Raw genomic sequence first — 13958 nt, 5'->3', positions numbered from 1 at the left:
CCTTGTGAACGGTCTTGAACCGAGGCATCGCGCCCGCGCCTCCCTGCGATTGAATGAGTCGAAGATTATCAGCCGGCACCGCGGCAGGCAGCAGGTTTTTCTACAGCCTCAACGATTAGGTTAAGGGGCCGCGGAACGCGGTCCCAGTGAGCGCAGCGAACGACTTGAACCGTTTGTTAGACGGTGTGGCCAAGCCGAGCACTGAGTAAGTAGGCGACACCGAATTTACCCCGAGTCGTGCGCAGAGAGCGAGCAACAAACTTGAGAGCTGCTGCCCGCGCAGCAACGGCGTGCTGAAAAAGCCGATGGCGCCAGCGATGGGCCGCGAAAGCCAGCCAGCAAGCTGCAAGTAGGAAAACGCAACTACGCGCCGACACGGACCAAGACCGTCAGCAACTCTGGGCCATGCGAGTCATGATGAATTACTGCTTCCGTGCATACGAATACTCGACCGAAAAATAACAGCGCCTAACGTTTGGTTAAGGGGCCGGCTTCAGCCGGTCCCGAGTGAGCGAAGCGAACGGCTTGAACCACTAGTTAGGTTTCACTTGCACAAATTGTCCCTCACCAGAGTTGCCGCAATTTGTTGAGCAGACCAGTGGCGAGTAACCCAGATGGTTAGTGCCGCACCGGACGTATGCCACCAGGTATTGTTGCCCATACGATGAGCAGCATTATAGGTGCTCGCAATTCGCCATGCGGCACGTTCTCCTGGTGTCGTACGAAGTGGATTACCAAGCAGGAACTTACTAGCGACCGCCCAAGGATTAGTAGGTTTAACCTCGACAGGCAGCGCCTCTCGGCATTGACTCCATGCTTTATCAATGGCCTCCTGACTGTAGCTTTCAGGATTGGCGGGAACTGGGCGGCCGTCAACGCTGTATATGCCGATGATATAAACAATGCCGGGGAATGCGGCAACCAACAGAAAAGACACTAACAGTATTGAAAGGATGACCCGGCGTAAGAGAAGCATGGGGTGATACCTAACGATTAGGTTAAGGGGCCGCGGAACGCGGTCCCAGTGAGCGCAGCGAACGACTTGAACCGTTTGTTAGACGGTGTGGCCAAGCCGAGCACTGAGTAAGTAGGCGACACCGAATTTACCCCGAGTCGTGCACAGAGAGCGAGCAACAAACTTGAGAGCTGCTGCCCGCGCAGCAACGGCGTACTGAAAAAGCCGATGGCGCCAGCGATGGGCCGCGAAAGCCAGCCAGCAAACTGCAAGTCGGAAAGCGCAACTACGCGCCGATACGGACGAAAGCCAACAGCCACGCCGAGTAGTGCGAGTGATGATGAATTACTGCTTCCGTGCATACGAGTACTCGACCAATAAATAACAGCGCCTAACTATAAATAGACACCAAATGGTGTGATAACGCTTTCACGGGCTTGGTGGATAACATTCCTTGTTCTCTCGTCTATTCCTGACTAGGCTGGACATTGTGGCGGTCGGGTGACCGCTGAAAGGAGTTATACACCATGGACGGAAAGCCCAAGCTGCTCGATCAGCTGCGTGATCAAATTCGCTTGAAACACTACTCCATCCGCACCGAGCACGTCTATTGCGAATGGGTTAAGCAGTTCATACGGTTTCATCAGTATCGCCATCCCACTGAGATGGGGGCGGCTGAGGTTGAGGCATTTCTTTCGGATCTTGCGGTGCGGCGCAATGTTTCTGCTTCTACGCAGAATCAGGCGTTGGCGGCGTTGTTGTTCCTCTACAAGCAGGTACTCAGGCTTGATTTACCCTGGCTTGGCGAGGTGGTGCGGGCGAAGAAGCCTGTGCGTTTGCCGGTGGTCTTGAGTGTCGCCGAGGTGCAGCAGGTGTTGTCGCAGTTGCAGGGCGAGTTGTGGTTGATCGCCAGCTTGTTATATGGCTCGGGCATGCGCTTGATGGAGGTCATGCGCTTGCGGGTCAAGGATGTCGACTTCGCGCGCCGGGAAATCCTGATTCGTGACGGCAAGGGCATGAAGGATAGGGTGACAATGCTGCCGCAGCGCTTGGTGCAGCCTCTCAAGCAGCAGCTGGCTGTAGTGCGGGCCTTGCACCGAGTGGAGCTGGAGGCCGGGCGCGGTGATGTGTATTTGCCCTTTGCGCTGGAGAAGAAATACCCGAGTGCGCCGTGGGAGTGGCCCTGGCAGTACGCCTTTCCGGCTGCTGGGCTGTCGGTTGACCCGCGCAGTGGCAAAGTGCGTCGCCATCATGCCGACGAGAAGCGCGTGCAGCGGGCGTTCAAGCGTGCGGTACAGGCTGTGGGCATTTGCAAGCTGGCAACTCCACACACCTTGCGCCACTCCTTCGCCACGCACCTGCTGGAAAGCGGCCAGGACATTCGCACCGTGCAGGAGTTGTTGGGCCATGCCGATGTGAAGACCACGATGATCTACACCCATGTGCTCAACCGTGGCGGATTGGGGGTGGTGAGTCCGTTGGATCGCTGAGCCGACGCATCAAAGCCTGCCGCTGCGCCTTAGGCGGCGGAGCACCCAGCGCCGATAGCACCAGGAAAGCAGCGGCTTCAGCCCGGGCAGGGCGAGTAGCCGGGCCAGGGGCTTGAGGCGGCGGGTGCGGGCCAGCAGCAGGATATAGGCGTCCAGTTCGCGGTGGATGCGGCCCTGTTCGTCCTGTACGTGCAGTTCGGTCAGGGCCAGGTAGGGGTCGATGCCGATCCGCCGCAGCTCTTCGTCGCGCCCGCTGATATCCAGCCATTCCACCGGATCGTCGCTATCGGTGCTGAATGCCTGGTAACGGCGCCGATCGGCGACGCAGCGCGGGCAGGCGCCGTCGTAGTAGACCTTGAGTTTGGCCATGGGAGTGGCTTGGTGGGTGGGGGTAATAAAGAGTGTAGAGGAGGGGAGCCCCTCGCCCTAACCCTCTCCCCCAGGGGGAGAGTGTAGAGGAGGGGAGAGGGAGGCGATCAGAGCGTTTCGGCCCAGAGGTCGTACTCGTCGGCGTCGGTGACGCGGCACCAGACTTTGTCGCCGGGCTTGAGGTCTTGGTCGCTGTCGACGTAGACGTTGCCGTCGATTTCCGGGGCGTCGAAGAAGCAGCGGCCGACGGCGCCTTGCTCGTCGACTTCGTCGATCAGCACTTCGATGTCCTTGCCGACTTTCAGTTGCAGGCGGGCGGCGCTGATGGCTTGTTGGTGGGCCATGAAGCGATCCCAGCGATCCTGCTTGACTTCATCGGGCACCACTTCGGCATCCAGATCGTTAGCCGGAGCACCTTCAACCGGGGAGTACTGGAAGCAGCCGACGCGGTCGAGCTGGGCTTCGGTCAGCCAGTCGAGCAAGTATTGGAAGTCTTCTTCGGTTTCGCCGGGGAAGCCGACGATGAAGGTGGAGCGGATGATCAGCTCCGGGCACTGTTCGCGCCACTTCTTGATGCGCGCCAGGGTCTTGTCTTCGAAGGCCGGGCGTTTCATGGCCTTGAGGATTTTCGGGCTGGCGTGCTGGAAGGGGATGTCCAGGTACGGCAGGAGCTTGCCGGCGGCCATCAACGGGATCACATCGTCGACGTTGGGGTAGGGGTAGACGTAGTGCAGGCGCACCCAGACGCCGAGGGTGCTGAGCGCCTCGCAGAGTTCCAGCATGCGGGTTTTCACCGGCTGGCCGTTCCAGAAGTCGGTCTTGTACTTGACGTCGACGCCGTAGGCGCTGGTGTCCTGGGAGATCACCAGCAGCTCTTTGACGCCGGCCTTGACCAGGCGCTCGGCCTCGCCCAGGACGTCACCGACCGGGCGGCTGACCAGTTTGCCGCGCATCGACGGGATGATGCAGAAGCTGCAGCTGTGGTTGCAGCCTTCGGAGATCTTCAGGTAGGCGTAGTGGCGCGGGGTGAGTTTGATGCCTTGTGGTGGCACCAGATCGATCAGTGGGTTGTGGTCGAGTTTCGGCGGCACGGCGTCGTGCACGGCGTTGACCACTTGTTCGTACTGCTGCGGGCCGGTGACGGCCAGCACGCTGGGGTGTACGTTGCGGATGGCGCTTTCTTCCACGCCCATGCAGCCGGTGACTATGACTTTGCCGTTTTCGGCGATGGCTTCACCTATCACTTCCAGCGATTCGGCCTTGGCGGTGTCGATGAAACCACAGGTGTTGACCACCACCACGTCGGCGTCCTGATAGGTGGCGACGACCTCGTAACCTTCCATGCGCAGCTGGGTCAGGATACGTTCGGAGTCGACCAGGGCCTTCGGGCAACCCAGGGAAACGAAGCCGACTTTCGGCGTGGCGGCGGTGGACATGGCTAACCTCAGGCTTTGGAGATGGACGCTTGTGGCGCCGCTGATCAAAAAGTGCGCAATTCTAGCGGCAGGCCGCGCGCTTGACCAGCCTCCGTCCGGCAGATGCCGCTTGGCTAGGCTCAGGGCGGCCGGTCGAGCAGCGTGCCGGCTTCTTAGGGCCAGGATAATCGGGTATAAAGCCGGCCAGTTTGGGCAGATGCGTGTGGCACCACTGTCCGCGATCCAGTTCAGGAGCTTACTGCATGTCCAAGACGCTTTCTGCGGCGGCTGGCGAGCCGGCACCTCAGGCTAAATCATCGACAATCGGCCTGATGGTCGCCGCGGTGGGGGTGGTGTATGGCGATATCGGCACCAGCCCGCTGTACACCTTGAAGGAGGTCTTCTCCGGCCATTATGGGGTGCAGGCCAACCAGGATGGGGTGCTCGGCGTCCTCTCGCTGATCTTCTGGTCGCTGATCTGGGTGGTGTCGATCAAGTACGTGCTGTTTATCCTGCGCGCCGACAACCAGGGCGAGGGCGGGGTCATGGCGCTCACCGCCCTGGCGCGGCGTGCGGCCCTGCCTTACCGGCGGCTGAAGACGCTGCTGGTGCTACTCGGCCTGTTCGGTACTGCGCTGTTCTACGGCGACAGCATGATCACCCCGGCGATCTCGGTGCTCTCCGCGGTGGAGGGGCTGCAGCTGGCCTACCAGGGGGTCGAAGACTGGGTGGTGCCGCTATCCTTGATAGTGCTGGTCGGTCTGTTTCTGATCCAGAAGCACGGCACTGCGCGTATCGGAATCCTGTTCGGCCCGGTGATGGTGCTCTGGTTCGTCGTCCTCGGCACGCTCGGGGTCTATGGCATCCTGCAGCGCCCGGAGGTGCTGGAGGCGCTCAACCCCTATTGGTGCGTGCGGTTCTTTATCACCCATCCGGGCATCGGTGTGACCATCCTCGGTGCGGTGGTGCTGGCGCTGACCGGCGCCGAGGCGCTGTATGCCGATATGGGCCACTTCGGCCGCAAGCCGATCGACCGCGCCTGGTTCGCCCTGGTGCTGCCGGGGCTGGTGCTCAACTACTTCGGCCAGGGCGCGGTGATCCTGGCCGATCCGGAAGTGGCGCGTAACCCCTTCTACCTGCTGGCGCCAAGCTGGGCGCTGCTGCCGATGATCGGGCTCGCCACCCTGGCCACCATCATCGCCTCGCAGGCGGTGATCACCGGCGCCTTCTCGCTGACCCGCCAGGCCATCCAGCTCGGCTACGTGCCGCGGATGTTTATCCAGCACACCTCCAGCCATGAGCAGGGGCAGATTTACATCGGCGCGGTGAACTGGGCGCTGATGGTCTGCGTGGTGCTGCTGGTCATAGGTTTTGGGTCCTCCAGCGCGCTGGCCGCGGCCTACGGGGTGGCGGTGACCGGCACCATGCTGATCGACACCCTGCTGGTGGCGGCGGTGATGCTGCTGCTGTGGAAGACCCCGCGCTGGTTGGCTTTCCCGGTACTGCTCGGTTTCCTCCTGGTGGACATCCTGTTCTTCGCCGCCAACGTGCCGAAGATCCCCGAGGGTGGTGCCTTCCCGGTGATAGTCGGTATTGCCCTGTTCATCCTGATGACCACCTGGAAGCGCGGTCGGCAGATCGTCGTCGAGCGCCTGGATGAGACTGCGCTGCCGCTGCCGATCTTCATCAACAGCATCCGCGCCCAGCCGCCGCACCGCGTGCAAGGCACCGCGGTGTTCCTCACCGCGCGCTCGGATGCGGTGCCCCATGCGCTGTTGCACAACCTGTTGCACAACCAGGTGCTGCACGAGCAGGTGGTACTGCTCACGGTGGTGGCCGAGGACAGCCCGCGGGTACCGGAGGAGCAGCGTTTCGAGGTGGGAGCCTATGGTGAGGGCTTCTTCCGGGTGATCCTGCACTTCGGCTTCATGGAGGAGCCGGACGTACCGGCGGCGCTCAAGCTGAGTCACTTAAGCGAGCTGGACTTCAGTCCGATGCGCACCACCTATTTCCTCAGTCGCGAGACGGTGATCCCGACCAAGCGCATCGGCATGGCGCGCTGGCGCGAGGGGCTGTTCGCCTTCCTGCTGAAGAACGCCAACGGCAACCTGCGCTTCTTCAATCTACCGCTGAACCGGGTGATTGAGTTGGGCACCCAGGTGGAAATCTGATCCACCAGGGCTGCTCTACCCGCCACGTAGGGCGGGCTTCGGCCCACCGATATGAGGTTTGTGGAGGCTAAGCCGTTTTGCAGCTTCGCTCTACCTGGGCTGGTTACCCATAGCGGCGCGATGAATATTTTCCGATGGCCACAGTATTCTGCTGCTGGATAGTAGTTCCGAGCGCTGCTTGCTGCGCCGCATGCTCGCGGCAGATCAATCGGAGAAGCACTTATGAGCCCCTATAGCAGCCTGCAGCGTGATGATGAGGCGGGCGTCGCCATCATCAGCTTTGACCATCCGCCGATTAACCTGCTCGATCGCCAAGTGGTGGTCGATCTGTTGCGACTGGTCAAAGAGCTGGAACAGGACAGCGCCACTCGGGTTGTGCTGTTTCGCAGCGCCAATCCGGATTTCTTCATCGCTCACTTCGATTTGGCCGGGCAGGTCGGTGAGCGGGCGCCAGCCTTGCCACCTGCCGGTGAGGCAAGCCTGTTGAGTGCGTTGTTCAGTCGCTTTGCGCGTTTGCCGCAAGTCACCATCGGGGAGTTGCAGGGGCGTGCCCGTGGTGCCGGCAGTGAGTTTCTGTTGTCGCTGGATATGCGTTTCGCCTCCCGCGAGCGGGCGCTGCTCGGCCAGCCGGAAGTGGCGGTGGGTTTACATCCGGGGGCCGGGGGCACTGTGCGGCTGGCGCAGATGCTCGGCCGTGGTCGGGCGCTGGAGGTTTGTTTGAGCGGGGATGACTACGACGCCGAGACCGCCGAGCGTTATGGCTGGATCAATCGCGCGCTGGCGGATGCAGAGCTACGACCCTTTACCGAAGCCTTGGCGCGGCGTATCGCCAGCTTCCCCGCTGGCGGTATTGCCCATGCCAAAGCCGTGGTCGGGCAGTGCACGCAATTGGATTCGGCCGCTTTGGCCGATGAGTCGCAGCGCTTCATCGCCGAGATGGCTTCGGCAGAAACCGTGCGGCGCGTCGAGTGGATGCTGGCCCAGGGTGGGCAAGCCGATGGCGAGTTGGAGCGCCAGCTGGGGGCATTGCTGGCGCGCTATCCCGAGCAGCTGAGCTGATTCAGGAACGCCAGAAACAAAAAAGGCCACTTTTTCAAGTGGCCTTTAAATGTTTGGTTGCGGGAGCCGGATTTGAACCGACGACCTTCGGGTTATGAGCCCGACGAGCTACCAGACTGCTCCATCCCGCGCCGCCAATTCTACAGCCGAGCGCTGCCCTGTCAACCACTATTTTGCTTTTGGATCAAAGACTTAAGTGCTTGCTGAAACGACAGGCACAAAAAAGGGCCACTTTTGCAAGTGACCCTTTAAATGTTTGGTTGCGGGAGCCGGATTTGAACCGACGACCTTCGGGTTATGAGCCCGACGAGCTACCAGACTGCTCCATCCCGCGCCGCCAATTCTACAGCCGAACGCTCGGTTGTCAACCTTTAGTTTTGAAAAACTGTTGCTTGTTCAGATGCTTAGCGCGGACCTGGTGCTACACTGCGAGGCTCCAGGCCATGCTGGGCGGGGCTTACCGGACTTTCCGTGCGCAAGATTATCCACGTCGACTGCGACTGCTTTTACGCCGCCATCGAGATGCGCGACGACCCGCGCCTGGCCAATAAACCCTTGGCGGTCGGCGGCGCGGCGGATCGACGTGGAGTCATCGCCACCTGTAACTATGAAGCGCGGGCTTACGGGGTGCGCTCGGCTATGTCCTCACGGCAGGCGCTGAAGCTGTGCCCGGATCTGCTGATAGTCCGACCGCGGATGGAGGTCTATAAGGAGGTCTCGCGGGAGATTCAGGCGATCTTTCGCGAATACACCGAGATCATCGAGCCTTTGTCGCTGGATGAGGCCTTTCTGGATGTCTCGGATTGCCCACACTTTTCCGGTAGCGCCACGCGTATTGCCCAGGACATTCGGCGGCGGGTCTCGCTGCAGCTACACATCACAGTGTCCGCCGGGGTGGCGCCGAATAAGTTCCTCGCCAAGATCGCCAGTGACTGGCGCAAGCCCAACGGTTTATTCGTGATTACCCCGGATGAGGTGGACGGCTTCGTCTCGGCGCTGCCGGTCAGCAAGCTGCACGGGGTGGGCAAGGTCACCGCGGACAAGCTCGGGCGCCTGGGGATCATCAGCTGTCTGGATCTGCGCGAGTGGAGCAAGCTGGCGTTGGTGCGCGAGTTCGGCAGCTTTGGTGAACGCCTATGGAACCTGGCGCGCGGCATCGACGAGCGCGCGGTGCAGGTCGATAGCCGCCGCCAGACCCTGAGCGTGGAAAACACCTACGACAAGGATCTGCCCGATCTGCCGGCTTGCCTGGAGCGTTTACCGGGCTTGCTGGAACTGTTGAACGAACGCATGGCGCGGCTGGATGGCAGTTACCGGGCGGACAAACCTTTCGTTAAATTGAAATTCCATGACTTCACCCAGACCACCCTCGAGCAGGCCGGCGCCGCGCGCGATCTGGACAGTTATCGGAAGTTGCTGAGCAGCGCATTCGAGCGTGGCGGCAAGCCGGTGCGGCTGATCGGGGTCGGTGTGCGGCTGGTCGATCTACGGCGGGTGAGCGAGCAGTTGGAGCTGTTCGCTCGCTGAGCGTATTCCCTACCTGGGGTCATCAATCGACGTGGGGTGGATAACGTTCTTCTTAGCCACCAACGAGGCAGACTGGATACCTTATGGTGGAAAACCGCTTTGCGGGTTTTCCACCCTACGCACCTCAGGTTCCCTCGCGGATCCGTGAAGAACCTCTATCAGCCCTTTTCCGGCCACACGCGGATAGGTTTGCCTTGCGCCGGCCACAGGCGTAGCTGGTCGATCGGCGAAACGTCCCAGCGTTGAACCTTGCCCAGCGCCTCGAGGAAGCGGGCCTCCTGCTCCATCAACGCCGGGGCGCACATTTTGCGGGTGCTGCCGGCTTGGCCGAAGCTGAGTTGCTCGCCTTGCATTGCATAGGACGCGAACCAGTGGTTGCAGCCCGCACTGCCATAGGCGCGGCCGTCTGCGCCCAGGGTCAGGGTCAGGTGGCTGTTGTCGATCAGCGGGCGTTCGCCGATCCATTCCACCTGGTAGGTGCTGTCTTGTTCCAGCACCAGGGCGTCGCTGGCGCAGCCGAGCAGGCTGGTGGCGAGCAGGCTGAGGGCGAGGGTGCGTTGCATTGGGCATCCTTTTGGCGCTATTGATCTTTTTGGCATTGGGGGCACAGGTGACGGCCGTTGCTGTTCTGCCAGTGCAGTTCGCGAATGCGGGCCTCGGCGGCCGGCGCCTGGGCCTTTTTGCCGAGCGCGGAGTCGACGGCGAACTCGAAATCCAGCTGTACGCCGCAACCGTCGCAGTTGACCTGCCAATTCAGGATAGCCAATTCGCCGAACGCCGGCCCTTGCGCCACGGCGACCCACTGCCCGGCTGGGTTGATCAGGTGGCGAACCTTGTCCACGTTCAGGCGCATGCTCAGGTCGCGGCTGCCTTTGAGGGTCACCAGCAGGCTGTCGCCGCTCTGGATCGAGCCGCCGTTGCCGGTGACTTGATAACGACCCGGCGCCAGGGCGCGGCATTCGATCAGGGTGTGCTCGGGGTTGAGCAGGTTGTAGCGGAAGTCGTGTTCGGCCATGGGAGCTGGTTTCAGTCGCTATCTAAGAGGAAATATAAGGCCGGCAGCTTAACACGGCCTAGGGTCCGACCCGACTCCGCGGCCGCCCAGCGGCCTACCTGTGCCACCGGCCTAGGCGTTGGTGTGGGCCTCACTCGCCAGTCGGGTGATGGCGGCGTCCAGCTCGTCCAGCGCCATGCTGGCGGCCGGATCGTTTTGCTTGAGCAGGGTTTCGCTGCGCTGGCAGGCGGCTCGCAGTTGCGGGACGCCGCAATAACGGGTGGCGCCGTGCAGGCGATGCACCCGTTCGATCAAGGCGCTGCGGTCGTCCGCAGCGCGGGCTTGGCGAATGGCGTGACGATCCGCCTCCAGCGAGGCGAGCAGCATGCTCAGCATGTCGGCGGCCAGCTCGGCCTTGCCGGCGGCCAGGCGCAGGCCCTCTTCGGCGTCCAGGACGCGCTGGTTGAGCTGGGCTGCTGAGCTCTGCGCGGAGCGTTCCGGGCCGTGGTTGCGCAGCGCCAGGCCGGTCCACTTGAGCACCACTTGGGCCAACTGCCGCTCGCCGATCGGCTTGGTCAGGTAGTCGTCCATGCCGCCTTGTAGCAGCGCGCGTTTTTCGTTGGCCAGGGCATGGGCGGTGAGCGCGATGATGGGTATTGGCCCGGTCTCGCGTTCGGCTTCCCACTGACGGATGGCCTCGGTGGTTTGCCGGCCGTCCATGCCCGGCATTTGCACGTCCATGAAAATCAGGTCGAAGGACTTCTGCTGGAGGATCGCGAGGGCGGCGTAGCCACTGTCGACGGCGCTAACCTCGGCACCCATGTCACCGAGCAGGGTTTGCACCAGCAACAGGTTGGCCGGGTTGTCGTCGACGCAGAGCAGGCATGGCGGCCGGCTGGCCGGCGTGCTGGCGGTTTCTACGCGCAGGTGGCGCGGGCTGACCAGCTCCGCCAGGGCGCGCTGCAGCTTGCGGGTGCAGGCCGGTTTGGCTTGCAGTTGGCTGTAGGCGTCGGGCAGGGACTCGTGATAGAGCGCCTGTTCGGTGGTCGGGCAGAGCACCAGGCTCTTGCAACCGAGGCGCTCGAGGTCCCAGATGCGCTGGCTCAGGCGTTCCGGCGGCAGCTCTTGGGCGGTCACGCCGAGTACGGCCAAGCCAATCGAGCTGTCGCCGTGTCGCTGTGCGGCCACGGCTTCCAGCAGGCTGTCCAGGTGGTGGTACTGCAACACCTGCAGGCCGCAGTCTTCCAACTGGTGTTGCAGGGCCTGGCGCGCCAGTTCATGGCTTTCCAGGATGGCCACGCGGCGGCCGAGCAGTGGCGCCCGCGGCAGGTCTTCGGCGTCATCGCGGGCTTTCGGCAGGCTCAGGCTGATCCAGAATTCCGAGCCTTCGCCGGGGGTGCTGGCGACGCCGATTTCGCCGCCCATCTGTTCGATCAGACGCTTGGAGATCACCAGGCCGAGGCCGGTGCCGCCGGCTTGCCGCGACAACGAGTTGTCCGCCTGGCTGAAGGCCTGGAACAGCGCCCGCAGATCCTCATCGGACAGGCCGATGCCGGTGTCCTGCACACTGATGCGCAGTTGGGCGCGATCGGCGCTTTCGTCCTCGACCATGGCCCGCAGGGCGATGGTGCCTTTGCGGGTGAACTTGATCGCGTTGCTGACCAGGTTGGTCAGCACCTGTTTCAATCGTTGGGGGTCACCGATCAACGACAGCGGGGTGTCGCGGTAGACCAGGCTGACCAGTTCCAGCTGCTTGGCGTGGGCGGCCGGGGCGAGGATGGTGAGGGCGTCCTGCAGCACATCACGCAGGTTGAAGGGGATATTTTCCAGCACCAGTTTGCCGGCTTCGATTTTCGAGAAGTCGAGGATTTCGTTGATGATCCCCAGCAGGCTGTCGGCGGATTTCTCGATGGTGCCCAGGTAGTCCTGCTGGCGCGGCGTCAGCGCGCTTTTTTGCAGCAGGTTGGTGAAGCCGAGAATGCCATTGAGTGGGGTGCGGATCTCATGGCTCATGTTGGCGAGGAACTCGGATTTGATCCGGCTCGCCTCCAGGGCCTCCTTGCGCGCGAAGTCCAGTTCGATGTTCTGGATTTCGATGGTTTCCAGGTTCTGCCGGACGTCTTCGGTGGCCTGGTCGATGCTGTGCTGCAGTTCTTCCTGGGCGTTTTGCAGCGACTCGGCCATGCGGTTGATGCCCGAGGCCAGTTCGTCCATTTCATGGCTGCCGAGCGGTGGCAGGCGGGTTTCCAAACGGCCTTCCTTGAGTTGGCTGACGCTCTGCTTGATCCGCCGCAGCGGCTCGTTGATCGTGCGGCTCATGTGCAGGGCCAGCAGTGCGGTGACGCCGAGCCCGGCGACAATCAACAGCAGGCTGGCGAACAGGCTGCGGTAGCCGCGCAGTAAGGTGCCGTGGTGCGATAACTCCAGCTCGGCCCAGCCCAGCAGGCGTTCGGGGTCATCGGCTGTCGGGTCGCCGGCCAGGCTGCGATGGCGGCCGAGCACCGGCAGCAGAAAGCGTGTCGCATCCTTGCCGCTGCGCTGCAGCAACTGGTTGCCGTCGCCCTCCGGCGTTGGGTTGAGCATGCTCGGACCGGCGTGCGCCAGGCGCGCATGGTCGGCGGAGAGAAAGCGCACGGCACGCACATCCGGCTGATCCAGGGCCTCGCTGGCGATCCGGTTGAGCAGCTGGGTGTCGTTGCGCGCCAACGCGGGGGCGGCCAGAGGGGCCAGTTGCTCGGCGATCATCTGCCCACGCTGGAGTAACTGCGCGTGCAGGTCGGACAGCTGCACCCAGGTGAAATAGCCACCCAGCACCAGCGCCAACAGGCTGGTGGGTAACAGAGTGAGCAGTAATACGCGGCCCTTGATGCCAAGATCCTTGAACACAATCATCCTCCCGCGTTGCACTGGTTCTATGGGCTCAGGCCGGCAGTGTAGCGCTTGCCTTTGTGCGAACAAGAGGCGAACGCTGTCCTTATAACAACCTGTAATAAGCAGCCGTGTTCGGGTGTTATGGCGCTCGGCAGTTTGCCGCTATCATGGGTGCCCCCGCAGCCTGGATTGCGAAGACGCCATGACCCTGCAGTACCCCACTATCGCCGATTGCGTCGGCAACACGCCGCTGGTGCGCCTGCAACGCTTGCCGGGTGCCACCAGCAACACCTTGTTGGTGAAATTGGAAGGCAATAACCCGGCGGGCTCGGTGAAAGACCGCCCGGCGCTGTCGATGATCACCCGCGCCGAACTCAGTGGCGCAGTCAAACCCGGCGATACCCTGATCGAAGCGACCTCCGGCAACACCGGGATCGCGCTGGCCATGGTCGCCGCGATCAAGGGTTACCGGATGATCCTGATCATGCCGGACAACATGAGCGCCGAGCGCAAGGCGGCGATGACCGCCTATGGCGCCGAGCTGATCATCGTCAGCAAGGAAGAGGGCATGGAAGGTGCCCGCGACCTGGCCGAACGCATGCAGGCCGAAGGCAAGGGCAAGGTGCTCGATCAGTTCGCCAATGGCGATAACCCGATCGCCCATTACAACGGTACGGGCGCGGAAATCTGGCGCCAGACCCAGGGCAGCATCACGCACTTCATCAGCTCCATGGGCACCACCGGCACCATCATGGGGGTGTCGCGTTACCTCAAGGAACAGAACCCGGCGATTCAGATCGTCGGTTTGCAGCCGCTGGAAGGCTCGGCGATTCCGGGCATCCGTCGCTGGCCAGAGGAGTATCTGCCGAAGATTTATCAGGCCGAGCGCGTCGACCGCATCGTCGATATGTTGCAGAGCGAAGCGGAAGACGTGATGCGTCGGCTGGCCCGCGAGGAAGGCATCTTCTGTGGCGTTTCCTCCGGTGGCGCGGTGGCAGCCGCCTTGCGCTTGTCGCGTGAAGTGGAGAATGCCGTCATCGTGGCGATCATCTGCGACCGCGGCGACCGTTATCTATCCACCGGCGTCTACGATGACCCACGCTAATC

General features: G+C 62.3%; 11 protein-coding genes and 2 tRNA genes. 5 read left to right on the top strand and 8 right to left on the bottom strand.

Annotation, left to right across the window (positions count from 1 at the left end):
- Window positions 1-544 precede the first annotated feature (544 nt).
- Window positions 545-976, bottom strand: coding sequence for a hypothetical protein (locus FFS13_RS18990; protein ID WP_137820621.1), 432 nt, complete (start codon window positions 974-976; stop codon window positions 545-547).
- A 506-nt stretch (window positions 977-1482) separates the two neighbouring features.
- On the opposite strand from FFS13_RS18990, the gene FFS13_RS18985 reads away from it, so the two are divergent.
- Entirely contained in the window at window positions 1483-2445 is a 963-nt protein-coding gene (locus FFS13_RS18985) for an integron integrase (protein WP_137820620.1), read from the top strand.
- Window positions 2446-2454: 9 nt separating this feature from the next.
- Here FFS13_RS18985 and FFS13_RS18980 read toward each other — a convergent pair whose 3' ends face one another.
- Together FFS13_RS18980 and rimO are read right to left on the bottom strand one after the other, a co-directional pair.
- A complete protein-coding gene (locus FFS13_RS18980; RefSeq protein WP_137820619.1) occupies window positions 2455-2814 on the bottom strand; it encodes a thiol-disulfide oxidoreductase DCC family protein in 360 nt (119 codons plus the stop codon).
- Between the two features lie 107 nt (window positions 2815-2921).
- Complete coding sequence (gene rimO / locus FFS13_RS18975) at window positions 2922-4250, bottom strand: 30S ribosomal protein S12 methylthiotransferase RimO (RefSeq protein ID WP_137820618.1); 1329 nt, start codon at window positions 4248-4250, stop codon at window positions 2922-2924.
- Window positions 4251-4492: 242 nt separating this feature from the next.
- On the opposite strand from rimO, the gene FFS13_RS18965 reads away from it, so the two are divergent.
- Window positions 4493-6400 carry a potassium transporter Kup gene (locus FFS13_RS18965; protein WP_137820616.1) on the top strand — a complete coding sequence of 636 codons (1908 nt, stop codon included), beginning with the start codon at window positions 4493-4495 and terminating at the stop codon, window positions 6398-6400.
- A gap of 222 nt (window positions 6401-6622) precedes the next feature.
- A complete protein-coding gene (locus tag FFS13_RS18960) occupies window positions 6623-7459 on the top strand; it encodes an enoyl-CoA hydratase/isomerase family protein (protein WP_137820615.1) in 837 nt (278 codons plus the stop codon).
- A 54-nt stretch (window positions 7460-7513) separates the two neighbouring features.
- Here FFS13_RS18960 and FFS13_RS18955 read toward each other — a convergent pair.
- Both FFS13_RS18955 and FFS13_RS18950 read right to left on the bottom strand, forming a co-directional pair.
- Window positions 7514-7590: transfer RNA gene (locus tag FFS13_RS18955), tRNA-Met, on the bottom strand.
- Window positions 7591-7716: 126 nt separating this feature from the next.
- Window positions 7717-7793 (bottom strand) — tRNA-Met (locus tag FFS13_RS18950).
- Window positions 7794-7930: 137 nt separating this feature from the next.
- Between FFS13_RS18950 and dinB the strand changes: the two genes are divergently transcribed.
- Complete coding sequence (gene dinB / locus FFS13_RS18945) at window positions 7931-8986, top strand: DNA polymerase IV (RefSeq protein WP_137820614.1); 1056 nt, start codon at window positions 7931-7933, stop codon at window positions 8984-8986.
- Between the two features lie 158 nt (window positions 8987-9144).
- Here dinB and FFS13_RS18940 read toward each other — a convergent pair whose 3' ends face one another.
- From FFS13_RS18940 to FFS13_RS18930, 3 genes are all read right to left on the bottom strand, one after another.
- Window positions 9145-9549 carry an META domain-containing protein gene (locus FFS13_RS18940; protein WP_137820613.1) on the bottom strand — a complete coding sequence of 135 codons (405 nt, stop codon included), beginning with the start codon at window positions 9547-9549 and terminating at the stop codon, window positions 9145-9147.
- 17 nt (window positions 9550-9566) lie between these two features.
- Window positions 9567-10001: a hypothetical protein gene (locus FFS13_RS18935; protein ID WP_137820612.1), complete on the bottom strand. Its 435-nt coding sequence runs from the start codon at window positions 9999-10001 to the stop codon at window positions 9567-9569.
- Between the two features lie 111 nt (window positions 10002-10112).
- Window positions 10113-12866, bottom strand: coding sequence for a response regulator (locus FFS13_RS18930; protein WP_137820611.1), 2754 nt, complete (start codon window positions 12864-12866; stop codon window positions 10113-10115).
- 187 nt (window positions 12867-13053) lie between these two features.
- On the opposite strand from FFS13_RS18930, the gene cysM reads away from it, so the two are divergent.
- Window positions 13054-13956 (top strand): cysteine synthase CysM, encoded by a 903-nt coding sequence (cysM, locus tag FFS13_RS18925; RefSeq protein ID WP_137820610.1) that lies wholly within the window; start codon window positions 13054-13056, stop codon window positions 13954-13956.
- Window positions 13957-13958: the final 2 nt, after the last annotated feature.

Origin of the sequence: Pseudomonas sp. 2FG, assembly GCF_005502935.1 — a bacterium.
Lineage (GTDB): Bacteria > Pseudomonadota > Gammaproteobacteria > Pseudomonadales > Pseudomonadaceae > Aquipseudomonas.
Note: the sequence above shows the minus strand (reverse complement) of the source record. Positions and strands in the feature narration are given on the sequence as shown.

What these genes read in the sequence shown, in the direction of transcription:
- FFS13_RS18990 (WP_137820621.1), bottom strand. Translation starts at nt 976, where the DNA reads ATGCTTCTCTTACGCCGGGTCATCCTTTCAATACTGTTAGTGTCTTTT.
- FFS13_RS18985 (WP_137820620.1), top strand. Translation starts at nt 1,483, where the DNA reads ATGGACGGAAAGCCCAAGCTGCTCGATCAGCTGCGTGATCAAATTCGC.
- FFS13_RS18980 (WP_137820619.1), bottom strand. Translation starts at nt 2,814, where the DNA reads ATGGCCAAACTCAAGGTCTACTACGACGGCGCCTGCCCGCGCTGCGTC.
- rimO (WP_137820618.1), bottom strand. Translation starts at nt 4,250, where the DNA reads ATGTCCACCGCCGCCACGCCGAAAGTCGGCTTCGTTTCCCTGGGTTGC.
- FFS13_RS18965 (WP_137820616.1), top strand. Translation starts at nt 4,493, where the DNA reads ATGTCCAAGACGCTTTCTGCGGCGGCTGGCGAGCCGGCACCTCAGGCT.
- FFS13_RS18960 (WP_137820615.1), top strand. Translation starts at nt 6,623, where the DNA reads ATGAGCCCCTATAGCAGCCTGCAGCGTGATGATGAGGCGGGCGTCGCC.
- FFS13_RS18940 (WP_137820613.1), bottom strand. Translation starts at nt 9,549, where the DNA reads ATGCAACGCACCCTCGCCCTCAGCCTGCTCGCCACCAGCCTGCTCGGC.
- FFS13_RS18935 (WP_137820612.1), bottom strand. Translation starts at nt 10,001, where the DNA reads ATGGCCGAACACGACTTCCGCTACAACCTGCTCAACCCCGAGCACACC.
- cysM (WP_137820610.1), top strand. Translation starts at nt 13,054, where the DNA reads ATGACCCTGCAGTACCCCACTATCGCCGATTGCGTCGGCAACACGCCG.